This window comes from Mesorhizobium sp. M0045, from assembly GCF_040323385.1.
In the GTDB taxonomy this organism is placed as follows: Bacteria; Pseudomonadota; Alphaproteobacteria; order Rhizobiales; family Rhizobiaceae; genus Mesorhizobium.
On sequence record NZ_JAMYUY010000010.1, the window covers coordinates 101,811 to 116,233 of the forward strand.

Here is a 14,423-nt window from a genome sequence, read left to right on the forward strand (position 1 = left end):
CCGGGCGATCTGCTAACAATTCGTCTACAGCGGTCCGGCAAAAGACATCTACAAGGAAATACAGTACAGAACTGGCGATTCAAGCCGACCGTTCTTTCCCTTTTGAGTTGAGGGATTCATTCAAAGTGGGCGAAGCAAAAATTGCTCATGGATTTTCGTTCAAAAAAGCCCGGATCGGAACGGTCGAGGGCGGAGAATCTGGGGTTCTGGTGTGGAAATGGGACCAACTGGTCGCGGTCCTTACTCAGATCGACGAGGAGGCCTACTCCACGAAGGGCAAATGGTTCCTTGAGACAGGCTTCGGACTGCTGAGCGGGCAGCACAAGAATTTCGATACGATCGAAGAAGCCATAAGTTGGGTGGCCAGACACAGTTTCCCCGACATTGCAGAGGGATCGGCGGATTCAGCGGCAGGAAGTTAACCTTCCGACTTGGCGGAAGTCGCGCATTTCCCTCCACCCAAGGCGGGCCGTCTTATTGCTTGGCATAGGCGTCAGCCAGAGTTCCCTCCGCGAGGAGATCGTTGACCTTGTAGGCGACTTCCGTGCGGTTGGTCGCCTTCAGCTTCTTCATGATATTCCGGATGTGGACCTTCACGGTGCTTTCGCGCAGGTTCAATTCGTAGGCGATGATCTTGTTCGCCTTTCCGCGTCGGAGCGCTTGGGCGACCTCGGCCTGCCTAAGCGTGAACATGCCTGTTAAAGGCTGCGTGTCGCGGCTGCCCGAACCTATCAGGTGGCGCATGCAAAGGACACTGCTCGCCGGGACGAAGATGCCTCCCGCTTTCGCAAGGTTGATAGCCTCGACACAGACATCGATTCCGACCGAGCTCGGAATGTAGCCGCGTGCGCCGCATTCGAGAGCGGTCAGTATGTGTGCAAGGTCTTCGGTGTCGGCCAGGATAACCACCGGGACTGATTTGAACTCGGACGAAATACGCCTAATCTCGTCTGCGGTGCCATGATCGGTGACCTTCCGGCCGCCCAGGTTGAGGAGTATGACTGCAAGGGGAGGGGCCGAGCCCTTCTTCACGCGCCAGTCATCGATCGAACCCATGGCGGCGATTTCCATGCCGAGGTTGTGGTCCGCGAGGGCCGATGCGAGACACACGCAGTCAAGGGCCCTTTCGTCCAGGATGAGGAGGCACCCCCTGCCTGCTTGTCGGTGGACGCTCGTTCCGCTGGACAGAATTCCTGACCGATTGGCCCAAGTGTAACTATGCCGTCCTGTTGTGGTGGAACCCATATCAATATCCGCTTCCGCTCTTTTCCACACAAGCCGCCCTGCGGCTGCCAAAATACCCCCATTTCTCTCGGAGCTGAAAGTTTGAATACCGCCTTGTGTTTGAGTTCCTTTTGGATGAATACCCAGCCCTTGTGAGAGCGTGAGGCTACCCCAGCTCCGTGTCTCCAGCAGTTCTTCGCCCCAACGAGAATAGCTTGTACAGCCTACAGACTATTTATAAGCGTTCTCTAACATAGGTTAATTTTCGGTAAATTTCTCGTGAGAGGGCACGTGTCGAGGCAGCGTCACCCCGCCTTGAAGGTACCGCGAGTTCGATCGTGACGCGCGGGACTGGCGAGATTCAATCTCTTGGCCGCATGCCAACCGTTGAAACGATTCCCCGCCGCTCAAGAAATGACAAGGAGTGGGATACGTTCAGCGCGAGGTTGATTAACCGGTTGGCGATGAAGCCTTCTCAGTGATGGGACCGCTTAGCCAACCCCAGCCCCAGCAGGCATTCGAAGGAGGATCGGCAGCGCCTCGCGATTGTGGACGAGAATTCCTGAAGGTGAATATTGGCAGGGCGCAGTTCGTGGCACCGCACTACCAGTCGTTCGGAAAACATCATCTGGAACGCTCCAGCGACGGAGCACTGTCGTCTTCCAGCAGAAAATTTGCTGATGGCCGAGGCGTTGGCGCACAGCACCCCCGCAGGGGAGGCGATGCGAACGCCCGAGGCAGAGGGAATAACCTTTACCTGAGGTACTCGCTGTCGAACCCGGCTATTTTGACCAACTTCTTGCGGTTGATCACCTCTACATGGCCTGCCTTGAAAGCGACGAGATCGGCCTTGCGGAGTTCCCTCAATGTCCGGTTGAGGTGAACGGTGGTCATTCCGAGGATGTCGGCCAATTCATGCTGGGTAAGGGGACACTCATATCTTCCATGGGCCGACAGGCCAACGATGGAGAGCCTCTCCTCCAACTCGAGCAGGAAATGGGCGGTGCGGCTCATCGCGTTCCGCCGCCCGGCATTCATGAGATGTTCGGCAAGGATGGCGTTCAGTCGGGCCAGGGAGCAGACGATCTTCTTAGCGAGGCGACCTTCCGACAAAATGGCCTCTAGCAGCTTTTTGCTAGAAATTTCATAAACAGCTAGTTCGGTTATGGACGCCAGGGATGCTAAACGGGGTCCGTCCACGGAACGGAAACCGACAATGTCCCCCCGCAGAGGAGTGTCGATGATCTGCCGTTCTCCGTCCAGTAGTCCGCGATAAAGGAGGGCCCAACCCGATTTTACGATGAATATCCCATCGTTGTGGTCATCCTGGTGGCATATCACCGAATGGGGTTTGTAGACTTTTGCGGTCACACCGAGAAAATCGTTGTCCCCCCAATCGTTCTTCGACAATGTCCCCCCTACGGGATGCGAGCGTATGAACTGCAACAGTGTCTGCATGTTGCTTCAATTTCCGCACAACCTAGAATAATTGCTCCCCGGCGAGTTCGACAGAACGACCACTGACGGTAGAGGCGGGCTGGCCTACTGTCCTCGTCTGTTTGAATGAGGTAGACTGCATTTAGATCAAAGGGTTGCAAGCATCAGGTGGTCAAGTCTTCCGGCTTGGGCGAGACGATCCACGCCAAGGCCTGCTGCAGAAGTGTGGTACCGAGGACCGTATGGCGGGCCATCTCGACGCGCGTGCCGTCGTGCATAATGACGGATGTCGCGGGATCATTTGCGCCTCGGTCGTGAGGAAATCCCGCGGACAGGCATTCGCCCGCAGGCGAGGCCTCGGAAGACTGCTCCTCCTGAGCCGGGACATTAGGTCCGCCGCCCGGAGAACTTAACAGCGGCCACGCTCGCGCCTATGGCGTTATCATGGAAGGCCGGGCGGCAGCCGGTCAGACCTCAGGCCGTCTCAACACGAGCTGGCTATGGCTTTGCCACCGCCAGCGCACCAATAAGCGCTGTTAAGTAAACAGCGCCTCCTCTTGTAAATGACTGTCTGATGCGGTCCTACCAGACTTGCCGGTCATACCAGTCGTCAATATCCTGCCGAACACGGTCCTTTTCGATACCATATCGTTCCTGGATCTTGCCTTCGAGCTGATCGCGATTGCCAGCGATGCGATCAAGATCATCATCGGTAAGTTTACCCCACTGTTCCTTGATCTTACCCTTGACCTGCTTCCAGTTTCCTTCGACGCGATTCCAGTCCATGACATATCCTCCATTGTTTCACACAAAGCGAAACGGTCGTCCCGCCTGGGAGTTCCGGGTCGAAGATCTCTGATGTTCAAGTCTCCAGTTGGGAAGGTGATGGCGCCAATTAGGAGATGGTGGGCTTTGGGGACGCGTCGACCTCCCAGACACGAAGGCCCTTTGCTACACGTCGACAGGCGATGCGGCGCCGTGGGCAAACGCAAAAAACGACCGGAGCGTGACGTGTTGAGCGAGAGGAGCACGGCTGTCCTGCGCAAGATCGTTCATTTCGAAATAGTCCTCCCAGGCTTTCGGGCCGCTAGGCCGCCCCCCGGTAGCGACATGCCGGATCCGAATACATGGGCTCATTCGATGCCCTTGCCTGGGAGCTGGCCCATGCCACGCGCGTCGCCGGATTGAACCGGAAGAGTCCGGCCGCGTTGTCTGGTGACTGGAATGGCATTGTTGGAGATAGAAATGGCGAACACTGGCACAACGCGTGGCGCAACCAGGACCGGGCAAGGGTCGCTGGTGGGCAGGAACACGACATGAACTACGAGGCGAGCAAACCGGCGCCAGCAATGCTGACCTCAAATCGGCGGTGAAGTCGCTCGGCAACAATCGCAAGAAGGTCGAAGATAAGCTGGGCAAGAAGTGAGCCTGGGCTGCACAGGACGCCGGCGAAGTTGGCGACATCAAGAGCTCGAGGTTCAGCGAACGGGCATAGGCCACGTCGCCCCGTGCGCCGACTGCCGCCAGTAGTCATAAGAGGGCATGCACATGACCCGCATCGCCACCTTTAATGTGAACGGTATCAACGGCCGACTACCTGTGCTCCTGAAGTGGTTGGACGAAACTGACTACGACATCGTGTGCCTGCAGGAATTGAAGACGTCGGACGACAAGTTTCCTGCCGACGCGATCAGGGAGGCGGGCTACGGCGCGATCTGGCACGGCCAGAAATCCTACAACGGTGTCGCGATCCTCGCTCGCGGGATCGAGCCGGTGGAACGTCGACGCGGCCTGCCCGGGGATCCTGACGATACCCACAGCCGCTATATTGAGGCCGAGGTGGATGGGATTGTCGTGGGCTGTCTCTACCTGCCCAATGGCAATCCGGCGCCCGGCCCAAAGTTCGACTACAAGCTTCGCTGGTTCGATCGTCTCATCAGCTACGGTCAGCACTTGCTCCAGGACCGGGCGCCAAGCGTTCTCTGCGGCGACTTTAACGCTGTTCCAACCCCGATCGACGCCGTGGTGCCGAGCCGATGGCTGGGCGATGCGGTCTATTTCCCGGAGAGTCGGCACGCCTATGCCAAAATGCTCCAAGCTGGCTGGATAGATGCCGTCCGACGCATCCATCCGGAGAAGGGCATCTACACCTATTGGAATTTCTCCTACCGGAGCGGCTACGATCGGAGCTCCGGCCTGCGCATGGACCATCTCCTGGTGAGCCCCTCCCTGTCCGACCGGCTGCGCAGCGCCGGCGTGGATGTCGAGCTTCGCGGGTGGGAGAAGCCAAGCGACCATGCGCCCGCCTGGATCGAGCTCAATTGAAGCACGAGGAACACGAGATGGTCGAACCGGATTATCCCGAAATGAACGAGTCAATCGACAAGATCTCTCTCTACGCGCCCGGCGGCTACAACTTCGCGGTTGAGACGCCCCAAGAAAGCCGGACTCAGAACGCCCACGATGTTGAGACCGGAATGTCGCGAGCAAAGAAACTGGTCACTTTGGATTTCGCATTCCGATTTTCGTTCGGCTTCCTCGGTTCGACGCAATCTGACGAAGGCGATCCACTGAAGGTGTCGCTGCTTACGGATGCCGATCTTCCGATGGGCTCACTGCTGCGGTGCCGCGTCCTCGAAGGAATCGCGGCGGATGTGTCGAGCGGGGAACCGCCAACGCAACAACTGCCTACTGGCGGCGCCGCTCCTGCTGCACCAGGAGGATCCACCATATGAGTTCGCCGACATGCCACTGAACAAGCTCAAGAACATGGAGGACTTCTTCGTTGGTTTCCAAGCCGCCGAAGGCAAGGAAGCGAAGACCGTGGGCAATCAGGACAAGTCGGAGGCGCAGAGCATTGTTAGGGAAGCGGTCCGGCCTTGACGAAATTGGACGAAGGCCTGCGGTTTGGACCGCTTCGTGAGCGCTGGGTTCACCTCTGTGTCGACATGCAACGGATGTTTGCCGAACCGACGCAATGGCACACGCCGTGGATGGAGCGCGTATTGCCCAATGTCGTCGCCCTCGTCGAATTGGACCCGGCGCGGACGATATTCACCCGGTTTATTCCCCCTCGATCTCCCGACGACGTTGGCGGCGCCTGGCGACGGTACTATCAAAAGTGGAAGACAATGACCCGCGATCGGCTTGATTGTCAGCTGATTGATCTTGTTCCGCAACTGGCGCGCTTCGTGCCGCCCGCTTTGCTTGAGGACAAACCAGTCATGTCAGCTTGGCACGGATCACTGCATGCTCGCCTGAGGTCTGCGGGCATTGATTCACTCATCGTGTCGGGCGCGGAGACGGAGGTTTGCGTGCTCGCCTCTGTGATGGGAGCGATCGATCTCGGCTACCGGGTGGTCATCGTCGCCGACGCGGTATGTTCCGGAGCTGACTCGACCCACGATGCCATGCTCGCGATCTATGAGAGTCGCTACGGAATGCAAGTCGAGACGGTGACCACCGCCGACCTCCTGGCCGCGCGACTGGACGGAATGTTGTGACATCAGGAGGACCTCTGCGCATGACAGAACAGGAAATGCTTATCCAAGCGTTAGGCGTCACTGCGAGCTTCGACGTCGCGCTGGTAGCGCGCCGGCGCATGTACTTTCTCAGCACCTATCTGCGTGCATCGGGCTAAGCACCTTTGTGCTGGGGATCAGCGGCGGAGTGGGTTCACTCACCGCCGCTCTTCTGGCAACGCGCCGTCGTTCCTGGCCGTTCGTCTCCCGGTACGGGACCCAGGCGACCGAGCATGATGCCCAGCGGGTCTTGGACACCATAGCGGCGGATTAAGTGCACCGGGTCGACATCAAGCCGGCTGCCGACGCGATGCTGGATTCGATCAAGCTGGCTGGGGTCGAGCTTGGCGATGCCGGCCGCGAGGATTTTTCTTGCTTGGCAACATCAAGGCGCGTCAACGCATGATCGCCCAGTTCACGCTCGCCGGCGCCACGCGCGGGCTGGTCATCGGCACCGACCATGCGGCTGAGGCCTTGATGGGTTTCTTCACCAAGTTCGGTGACGGTGCCGCCGACATTCTTCCTCTTTCCGGGTTGAACAAACGCAGGGCTCGCGCCTTGGCAGCGCATCTGGGCGCTCCGCCTGAACTTGTTGACAAGATCCCGACCGCCGACCTGGAGAACCTCGTCCCGCTTCGGCCTGACGAAGATGCATATGGTCTCACATGCGATCAGATTGACGACTTCCTAGAAGGCCGGGAAATCAATGAAGCGGCGCGCAGGCGGATACTTCACGCGCACTCCAGCGCAGCCCATAAGCGAGCGCCTCCGGGTCACAACGAGTGCCATGACGAGTTCGACATTGGCGCATCGGCAATAGTCGTCTCAACATACGCGACCGATGGGCTTAACTTCCGCTGGAGCGATGCGTTGCTCTTTCGCTCTTTCCGCTCCGCATGCGGTCATGCGGTCGAGAGTGTCGGCACGTATGGCCGAGGCGGGCGCGCGAACTCACTCCTCCCTGAATGCCCGCTGGATTTGATCTTCCAAAGGTTTCACGAGGTAAGACAGCATTGACCGGCTGCCGGTCGAGAAGAACACCTCGACAGGCATGCCGGGCGCCAAGGTTAGGCCTTTCAGCCGTGTAAGCTCTGTGCGCGGCAGTGTGACCCGCACGGTATAGAAGCTCGTGCCGCTTCGCTCATCGATGCTGAGATCGGCGGAGATCTCACTAACTACACCATTTAGCTCAGGCGTTATCCGCTGGTTGAAAGCCGAAAGCCGCAAGGTTGCGCTCTGCCTTGGTGTCAGCTGATCGATGTCTTGCGGTGCCACACGCGCTTCCACGGTCAGGTCGTCTGTCACAGGGACAATCTGCATGATGAGTTCTCCGACAGATATAACGCCGCCGACCGTATGCACGCCAAGCTGATGGACGACGCCAGTTTGCGGGCTGCGTATATCGATACGCCTGAGTTGATCTTCGGCAGAGACCTTTTGCTCAACCAACTCGGCGAGCTTTGCCTGGACGTCACGGAGTTCGGTTGCCACCTCGCTGCGCAAATCCTGGTCTATCTGAATGATCTGCAAACGGATTTCGGACGTATGACCCTTCGATTGCGCGATTGCCGCAGTCAGCTTGCCATGCTCGCCTTCAAGCCGGACTGCATCACGCTCAAGTGTCGTTATGCGATCGATTGAAACCAGCTTGCGGTGCCAGAGCTTGCGCATCCCGTCGAGCTCAAGCCCGATCAGCTTGATTTCCTGGCTTTTTGCATCCCTTTGCTCGGTCAGACCGGAAACTTCCTCGCTGAGCTGAGCAATGCGCTCTTCCAACTGAGCCTTCTGGCCAGCGCGTGCCTGGCGACGAAACTCGAACAGGGATTGCTCGCCTCCCATCGCACGCCGGATCTCAGGATCGCCCTGCCGCGAGCTCAGCGAAGCTGGGAAGGCGATGGCGTCATTGCCATCGCGCTCGGCTTCGAGGCGGGCCAGCCGGGCCTCGAATTCGTCCAGGCTCTTGGTGACGATGGCTAAATTCGCCCGGGTGACGGTTTCATCGAGACGGATCAAGACCTGGCCCGCCTTCACGGCATCGCCTTCTCGAACGAGGATTTGACCGACGACGCCACCCGTTGGATGCTGCACCTTTTTAACGCTGGAATCGACGACCAGCCTTCCCGAAGCAATGACGGCTCCGGAAAGCTCCGTGACCGCGGCCAGGCTTCCCGCCCCACCAACCAGAAGCACGCACACCGCGACACCACCGAACAGATAGCGGCGAATGGTCCGATCGATCGCGGGCGCCGCGTATTGCGTCATCACTGTGTCGCCTCCTCAGGGCCGGAGACGACCTTCAGAGGAACGCCTCCCGGGCGGGTTACCTTCCCCAGGACCTCATTCTTGGGCCCAAACGCCTGGACACGGCCGTTTGCCATGACAAGGACCTGATCCAGGCTTGCAAGCGCGCTCGGCCGATGCGCAACCACCACAGCAATACCGCCTCGCGCCCGCACTTCTTCAATTGCCGCCGCCAGCGCGGCCTCCCCTTCTGCATCGAGGTTGGAATTGGGCTCGTCCAGAATCACGAGGAACGGGTCGCCGTAGAGGGCTCGTGCGAGTGCAACTCGCTGTCTCTGGCCCGCCGAAAGCGCCGCCCCAGCCTCGCCGATGCGAGTTTCGTAACCTTCAGGCAGATGGACGACGAGATCGTGAACGCCGGCGGCTTGCGCAGCCGCCAGTATCTTGTCCGACGGGGGGCGAGATTCGAAGCGCGCGATGTTCTCGGCTATGGTGCCATCAAACAGCTGCACATCCTGCGGCAGATAGCCGATGTGGTTGCCGAGCTCTTCCGGCGACCATTGGTCGAGGGTCGCGCCATCGAGCCTGACCGTTCCCCGGATGGGGAGCCATATTCCCGCAATCGCGCGAACAAGCGATGATTTGCCCGAGGCACTCGGTCCGATGATGCCGAGTCCGGCACCCTTGTCCAAAGCAAAGCCCGCATCCTGGACGACTACACGACGCTCCCCCGGCGGCGTGACGCTAATGCCTTCGACGGCAAGAGCAGATACCGGCGCGGGCAGCGAGACACTCGTGGCGGTCCGGGGAAGCATGGCCAAAAGCTGGGTCAGCCGGGTCCATGCCTGGCGAGCACTGACAAAGCCCTTCCAATGGGCGATAGCCAGTTCGACCGGTGCGAGCGCCCGGCTCATCATAATCGAACTGGCGATCATAATACCGGCTGTCGCTTCCTGATGAATGACCAGATAGGCGCCGATCGCCAGTATACCCGACTGCAGCATCATGCGCAGGACCTTCGAGATCGTCCCGAGTGTCCCAGCCAGGTCGCTGGCTGTTGCGTTCGTGTTGAGATAATCGGCGTTGACGCCTGCCCAGCGCTCGGCAATGCGCGCGCCAAAGCCCATCGCCTGCAGAGCCTCTGCATTGCGGCGCGTCGCCTCCGCAAGCGTATTGCGCGCTGCCGCCTGGCTGTTTGCCATTTTCGCAGGCTCCCTCGTGCGAACTTCGGCAAGCAGGGTGAGGCCGGAGAGAACGATGGCGCCTGCCAGCGCCGTCACGCCGATCCAGAAATGAAAGAGGAAGCAAATTGCCAGATACAGCGGCATCCAGGGCAGGTCGAAAAGCGCTGTCGGACCAGTGCTCGACAGAAACGAACGAACCTGATCAAGATCCCGCAAAGACTGAAGGCCGTCGCCTGGGAGCTTGGTGCGCAACGGCAAACGCATAAGGGCGGTATAGACTTGCCCACTCACTCGCGCGTCCAACGCCATCCCGATGCGCACAAGCAGCCGCGACCGGATTAGTTCAAGAACACCCTGAAAGACGAAAAGCGTGCCGGCAAACACAGCAAGTCCGATGAGTGTCGGCACACTGCGGCCGGGTATGACCCGATCATAGACCTGCAGCATGAAGAACGAGCCGGTCAGCGCCAGAACATTGACGACACCGCTCATCAGGGCGATTCCAGCGATCGCGCGGCGGAAAGAGGCCAAAACCGCAGCGAGCGTTGTTCGCGGCGGCTCGGACGAATGGGAATGCGACATCGCCTTCACATCGGTTTCAGTTCGGTCCCACGCGCAAGGATCGTGCCCGAAATCAGGCTCGATGACAACGTCTACATACCGCCGCAGTCAGGCGCCGCGCCTAGATAAGCCAATCGTTCAGCGCGTAGGCGTGGATGTAGTCGATCTGGATCTCCGCAGGTGTCGCAAGCCCGTCGGCAGGCGCCCCCGCGAGACCACCGACTGCCAGATCGACCAGCATATACATCGGGTCGTGCATGTCGGAAGGGGTTGCGGCACGGGCAACTTCCACATCATCGAAATACCAGACGAGTTCGTCTTCCGTCCACAGCACCCCGTACGTGTGGAACCCTCCCGTATCGGCGGCAAAGGCCGTCGAGGACACTGTCGTATGACTTCCCGTCTCGTTCGAGTGGCTTGTGATAATGAGCTTGCCTGGATCCTGGCCGAGCATCTCCACGACGTCCAGTTCCGGTGGCCAGGAGCCGTCTGCCGGCAGCAGCCAGAAGGCCGGCCACACACCTTGCTTTTCGGGCATGTCGGCCCGAATTTCGAAATAGCCGTAGGTCTGCGCGAACGATTCATAGGTCGTCAGCAAACCTGACGTGTATTTGTAATTGTCTATGTAGGGCTGGATAGCCGCGGGAGCCCGGGCGGCGGTAATCGTAAGAACACCATCCTCGATGCTGAAGGGGTTAACGGAACGCGTCGGAGCGTAGTTGGTGTCGATATACCATTGAAGCTCCTTGTTGCTCGTGAGCGAGCTGCCATTCGGGGCACCCCACCAGAAGTTCGAATCCCAGGTGCCGCTCGAGCCATTCCACAGGTCCAGCGTGTTGAACTCGTCCGAAAAGGTGAGTTCCAGATGCGACCTGTCCAAGGCAAGATCGAACTGGGCTGGGGTGAACTGGTCGATGGTCTTGTTGGCGAACACGAGAAACTCGTTTTCGGACAGGTTGAGTCGGACGTTCGCTCCCGTTTGCACCATGTTGGCGTGCACTTCCTCGAAGGAGGTGAAGCCGTAGCTTCCGACGCGCGCTGTATCGTCGGCGCCAAAGTCGAGGATCAGGTCACTGCCATTCCCGGGGGTCACAACAAAAATGTCGGCCCCGGACCCGCCCTTGAGAACGTCGTCTCCCCGGAGGCCGTCGAGCGTCTGTTGGCCGGAGCCGCCGGTAATGATGTTGCTTAGCTCGTTTCCGAAAGCAAAGTGTTTGTCCCCGGTGACCGTCAGGTTCTCGAAATTGGCCGGGAGCTTGTAGCTCATCCAGGTCGAGATGGTATCGACACCCTCGTTGGGCAGCTCGACCGCCTTGTTTTTGGATGAATACAGATAATAGATGTCATCGCCCTTGCCGCCATACATTGTGACGGCAGCGCCGCCGTCGGCGTACATCGAGTCGTTGTAGATGCTGCCATAAAGTAGCGGGCCCGAATTCGTCGCCGAATACCACTTTACCGAGGACCCGCTATAAGGGAGTGGCACACCCTTGGCGTTCAATACGGTGGCCATTTAGTTCTTCTCCTTTGTCTCGCCTCGACATCAGGCTACCTTTGGAGGACAAAACGAGCCAGTAACATTTGGCTCCCGACTTGAGAGAGTTACCAGAACTTTAATGGGCAACGCAGCGAGGGCCCGCCTGAACGTTCAGGGCACCGGGATTGCAGCCGGGCCCTTGCCGCTCTGCTTCGGCCGGCCGCAATGTCAGACGTGCGGCCGTTATGCGACGCAGGGCTTGTTGTCAGGTGCATGACGTGGAACGTGATTTACAGCTTTGGCGCGATGGCGGGCGCGCTGCATCGTTGATATTGTACGCGCAGAACAGGCGCGCAAATGATATCTGATTCAGAGAAGGCCGAAGCGGTCGAGCAGCTGCTTGATACACCTGAGCTTGCAACAGCACTCGAAAGCGAACAGTTCAAGAAATTCCTTGACCAGGTGCCGATCGCCATAGCCGTTTCGGACCTTGCCGGTGAAGAGCGCGTGGTCTACGCCAATCCGGAATTCGAGAAACTGTCAGGCCTGACGGCCGCCAGGCTCACCCGAGAAAACTGGGCGGCCCTTTTAGGCACAGGCCTCCATCAGCAAAAGGACAGGCCGCTAGCCGAGGCCGTGGTCGAGGGAACCGATCTGGTCGGCACCTTCAGGCTGGAACGCGGCGAGGACAAACCCGCGATTGTCGACGTTTATTCGAACGAGATAGAGGACGACAACGGCAAGGTTTGCTTCCGGCTGGTGGCCCTGGTCGACGTATCGGCTCACGGCGAGGCGGGAGATCAGCGCTCGGCCGAGGAGCGTGTCAGCGAGAACGACATACTGCTTCGCGAACTGCAGCACAGGGTGAAGAACAACCTGCAGATGATCACCGCACTGATCCGGCTGGAAAGCCGCAACGCTACCGAGGCCGACCGGACTCGGTTTGAGCGGCTCGCCGGTCGCGTCGACGCTTTGGCGATCCTCTACCAGACGCTAACGGCCGACCAGCCGAAGGAGGAGGTCGATCTTGGTGTGTATCTCAGCCAGATAGCGTCCGCGGTGATGAGCTCGCATGCAGTCGAGGGGATCCGGCTGGATATGAAGGTGGATACATATCCGGTGTCAATAAACGTCGCCATGCCGGCGGGGCTGGTCGTGAACGAATTGCTGACCAATTCACTAAAGCATGCCTTCCGGGGGCGCGACGGCGGCACGATAATGCTGCACAGTGTCGTCGATGGCGATGGCTGCCGGGTTACGGTGGCGGATGACGGAATCGGCCTGCCGGAAGGCGAGATGTGGCCCAAGCCAGGCAAGCTCGGAGCGCTGATCGCGCGATCGCTGACCGAGAACGCCAAGGCCCAACTATCCGTCGAGTCCAGCGCCAACAAAGGGACGAAGGTGACCATCGTTTTCAAACGGTGGGCGGCAGCAAGCTGAACGATTGCCGTCGAACATAGCAGGCTGGCGGCTGGCTTCATGGCGGTTTTGAGCAGGTGGCTGCAAATGGGCGAGGGCGCCTGACGCGCGCTTCGAGCCGCCAGCAATCGGACGCCGCCAACTCGGCACGCGCCGGCTCACGGGTCACGAGAACACGTCATAACCCTTTGCTGCGAATGCGCCTGCAGCGGCTCGCCCGATCCCACTGGAGGCGCCGGTGATCGCGTTCAGACGCAAGGCACGGCTCGGCGACTGACGCTAGTTCCGTCCGCGACCTCGGGAACGGCGCGGGCACCTGACGCCTTCGCGCTCATCACGCGCGGGCCGGCAATTCAGCAGCGAGTCATCGTATTGGCCAATCTTGCCGAGGACGAAGGTCTAACCTACACATCAAATTGGTGCAAATACTGACCTAGCAAGCTCTGACAGGTGACGGTTCACCGCCTTGTGCCAGCGAGGTCCTCTGCGGGTCCACGTCTTGAGCTGCTCAAGGGCTGCCCTCGCATTGTTGCAGCCATGCCTGTCGCCGGTTTCAGTCTTCACGAACACCGGAGGGACGAACCAATGGGTTGCCATAAGGGATAATTAGAGGGGTCGGAGTGTTTGGCAGGGATGTCTGAGCCGGTGATCGAATTTGGCTCGCGCGAAGATCCACACGACCTACTAACCAGGAAAAAGCATACCCTCCTCCTCGGCAGCAGCCAGGAACGCCTTACGTGCCTCCTCAGGTTCCATCTCGTCGGAAATGCAGGCGATGCAGACGCGCACCGCTTGGTTCCATTTGGGGCCACGCTTGGTCCACTTCATCAACTCCTGGCCGGCTGCCTCGACGTTGTTCACGTTCCGAGTCATACCGGCGCGCTCCGTCCTCACAGGGACCGGAGCGGAGAACCAATGGCTTGCCATGGGGGGAACTTAGAGCGGGAATGGCCTGCTGGCCAACCCAGGAATCGTCCGCTGGTAAGGGAACAACGGAGGCCCTCGTAGGTTTAGAACTCGCAGCGGTCGATTTCTTCGAGGATGTAGCCGCTGTAGGTCCGTCGCCTTTCTCACGGGCGGCGGGCCCTCGTGGTATCCGATTTACCTATTCGCGGTTGGCGAAGTAACATACCCTCTTCCTTAGCGGCAGCCAGGAATGCCTTGCGGGCCTCCTCAGCTTCCATCTCGTCGAATATCACGGCCATACACACGCGCACCGCGAGGTCCCAGCAAGGGCCACGCTTGCTCCACTTCATCAGCTGCTCGCCGGCTGTCTCGGCGTTGTTGACGTTGTGGATGATCCCGGGATGCTCGGTCTTGACGTAGACCGGAGGGTTGAACCAGTGGAGAGCCATACAG

Annotated in this window: 14 protein-coding genes and 2 pseudogenes; 8 read left to right on the forward strand and 8 right to left on the reverse strand. The window is 59.3% G+C overall.

Annotation, left to right across the window (positions count from 1 at the left end):
- Window positions 1-125 precede the first annotated feature (125 nt).
- Entirely contained in the window at window positions 126-422 is a 297-nt protein-coding gene (locus NKJ72_RS17555; protein ID WP_352478583.1) for a hypothetical protein, read from the forward strand.
- 52 nt (window positions 423-474) lie between these two features.
- Here NKJ72_RS17555 and NKJ72_RS17560 read toward each other — a convergent pair whose 3' ends face one another.
- The 3 genes from NKJ72_RS17560 to NKJ72_RS17570 all read right to left on the reverse strand — a co-directional run bounded on the left by NKJ72_RS17560 (window position 475) and on the right by NKJ72_RS17570 (window position 3,447).
- Window positions 475-1,245, reverse strand: coding sequence for a LuxR C-terminal-related transcriptional regulator (locus NKJ72_RS17560; RefSeq protein ID WP_502901854.1), 771 nt, complete (start codon window positions 1,243-1,245; stop codon window positions 475-477).
- 732 nt (window positions 1,246-1,977) lie between these two features.
- Window positions 1,978-2,682 (reverse strand): Crp/Fnr family transcriptional regulator, encoded by a 705-nt coding sequence (locus tag NKJ72_RS17565; RefSeq protein WP_352478585.1) that lies wholly within the window; start codon window positions 2,680-2,682, stop codon window positions 1,978-1,980.
- A gap of 561 nt (window positions 2,683-3,243) precedes the next feature.
- Window positions 3,244-3,447, reverse strand: coding sequence for a CsbD family protein (locus tag NKJ72_RS17570; RefSeq protein WP_352478587.1), 204 nt, complete (start codon window positions 3,445-3,447; stop codon window positions 3,244-3,246).
- A 443-nt stretch (window positions 3,448-3,890) separates the two neighbouring features.
- Here NKJ72_RS17570 and NKJ72_RS17575 point away from each other — a divergent pair.
- From NKJ72_RS17575 to nadE, 6 genes and pseudogenes are all read left to right on the forward strand, one after another.
- A pseudogene (locus tag NKJ72_RS17575) lies at window positions 3,891-4,087 on the forward strand (DUF3606 domain-containing protein).
- A 122-nt stretch (window positions 4,088-4,209) separates the two neighbouring features.
- A complete protein-coding gene (xth, locus tag NKJ72_RS17580) occupies window positions 4,210-4,986 on the forward strand; it encodes an exodeoxyribonuclease III (RefSeq protein WP_352478589.1) in 777 nt (258 codons plus the stop codon).
- Window positions 4,987-5,003: 17 nt separating this feature from the next.
- Complete coding sequence (locus NKJ72_RS17585) at window positions 5,004-5,396, forward strand: inorganic diphosphatase (protein ID WP_352478591.1); 393 nt, start codon at window positions 5,004-5,006, stop codon at window positions 5,394-5,396.
- Between the two features lie 10 nt (window positions 5,397-5,406).
- The gene (locus NKJ72_RS17590) at window positions 5,407-5,544 is read left to right on the forward strand and encodes a hypothetical protein (protein ID WP_352478593.1); all 138 of its coding nucleotides are present in this window, start codon (window positions 5,407-5,409) and stop codon (window positions 5,542-5,544) included.
- Window positions 5,541-6,164 (forward strand): cysteine hydrolase family protein, encoded by a 624-nt coding sequence (locus NKJ72_RS17595; RefSeq protein WP_352478595.1) that lies wholly within the window; start codon window positions 5,541-5,543, stop codon window positions 6,162-6,164. The genes NKJ72_RS17590 and NKJ72_RS17595 overlap by 4 nt, the downstream gene beginning before the upstream one ends.
- A 20-nt stretch (window positions 6,165-6,184) precedes the next feature.
- Window positions 6,185-6,953, forward strand: a pseudogene (gene nadE / locus NKJ72_RS17600) (NAD(+) synthase); the annotation flags it as partial.
- Between the two features lie 180 nt (window positions 6,954-7,133).
- On the opposite strand, the gene NKJ72_RS17605 reads toward nadE, so the two are convergent.
- The 3 genes from NKJ72_RS17605 to eglC all read right to left on the reverse strand — a co-directional run bounded on the left by NKJ72_RS17605 (window position 7,134) and on the right by eglC (window position 11,681).
- A complete protein-coding gene (locus tag NKJ72_RS17605) occupies window positions 7,134-8,444 on the reverse strand; it encodes an HlyD family type I secretion periplasmic adaptor subunit (protein ID WP_352478597.1) in 1,311 nt (436 codons plus the stop codon).
- Window positions 8,444-10,189: a type I secretion system permease/ATPase gene (locus NKJ72_RS17610; RefSeq protein ID WP_352478762.1), complete on the reverse strand. Its 1,746-nt coding sequence runs from the start codon at window positions 10,187-10,189 to the stop codon at window positions 8,444-8,446. The genes NKJ72_RS17605 and NKJ72_RS17610 overlap by 1 nt, the downstream gene beginning before the upstream one ends.
- A 100-nt stretch (window positions 10,190-10,289) precedes the next feature.
- Window positions 10,290-11,681, reverse strand: a complete 1,392-nt coding sequence (eglC, locus tag NKJ72_RS17615) for an endo-1,3-1,4-beta-glycanase EglC (RefSeq protein WP_352478599.1) — start codon at window positions 11,679-11,681, stop codon at window positions 10,290-10,292.
- Between the two features lie 321 nt (window positions 11,682-12,002).
- Between eglC and NKJ72_RS17620 the strand changes: the two genes are divergently transcribed.
- Window positions 12,003-13,085: a histidine kinase dimerization/phosphoacceptor domain -containing protein gene (locus tag NKJ72_RS17620; RefSeq protein ID WP_352478601.1), complete on the forward strand. Its 1,083-nt coding sequence runs from the start codon at window positions 12,003-12,005 to the stop codon at window positions 13,083-13,085.
- A gap of 663 nt (window positions 13,086-13,748) precedes the next feature.
- On the opposite strand, the gene NKJ72_RS17625 is transcribed toward NKJ72_RS17620, so the two are convergent.
- Window positions 13,749-13,991, reverse strand: a complete 243-nt coding sequence (locus NKJ72_RS17625; protein ID WP_352478603.1) for a DUF982 domain-containing protein — start codon at window positions 13,989-13,991, stop codon at window positions 13,749-13,751.
- A gap of 143 nt (window positions 13,992-14,134) precedes the next feature.
- A complete protein-coding gene (locus NKJ72_RS17630; protein WP_352478605.1) occupies window positions 14,135-14,419 on the reverse strand; it encodes a DUF982 domain-containing protein in 285 nt (94 codons plus the stop codon).
- Window positions 14,420-14,423: the final 4 nt, after the last annotated feature.

Bases quoted from the DNA above. Each gene is read 5' to 3' on its own strand.
- xth (WP_352478589.1), top strand. From the start codon at position 4,210: ATGACCCGCATCGCCACCTTTAATGTGAACGGTATCAACGGCCGACTA.
- NKJ72_RS17585 (WP_352478591.1), top strand. From the start codon at position 5,004: ATGGTCGAACCGGATTATCCCGAAATGAACGAGTCAATCGACAAGATC.
- NKJ72_RS17630 (WP_352478605.1), bottom strand. From the start codon at position 14,419: ATGGCTCTCCACTGGTTCAACCCTCCGGTCTACGTCAAGACCGAGCAT.
- NKJ72_RS17560 (WP_502901854.1), bottom strand. From the start codon at position 1,245: ATGGGTTCCACCACAACAGGACGGCATAGTTACACTTGGGCCAATCGG.
- NKJ72_RS17620 (WP_352478601.1), top strand. From the start codon at position 12,003: ATGATATCTGATTCAGAGAAGGCCGAAGCGGTCGAGCAGCTGCTTGAT.
- eglC (WP_352478599.1), bottom strand. From the start codon at position 11,681: ATGGCCACCGTATTGAACGCCAAGGGTGTGCCACTCCCTTATAGCGGG.
- NKJ72_RS17590 (WP_352478593.1), top strand. From the start codon at position 5,407: ATGCCACTGAACAAGCTCAAGAACATGGAGGACTTCTTCGTTGGTTTC.
- NKJ72_RS17570 (WP_352478587.1), bottom strand. From the start codon at position 3,447: ATGGACTGGAATCGCGTCGAAGGAAACTGGAAGCAGGTCAAGGGTAAG.
- NKJ72_RS17605 (WP_352478597.1), bottom strand. From the start codon at position 8,444: ATGACGCAATACGCGGCGCCCGCGATCGATCGGACCATTCGCCGCTAT.
- NKJ72_RS17610 (WP_352478762.1), bottom strand. From the start codon at position 10,189: ATGTCGCATTCCCATTCGTCCGAGCCGCCGCGAACAACGCTCGCTGCG.
- NKJ72_RS17625 (WP_352478603.1), bottom strand. From the start codon at position 13,991: ATGGCAAGCCATTGGTTCTCCGCTCCGGTCCCTGTGAGGACGGAGCGC.
- NKJ72_RS17565 (WP_352478585.1), bottom strand. From the start codon at position 2,682: ATGCAGACACTGTTGCAGTTCATACGCTCGCATCCCGTAGGGGGGACA.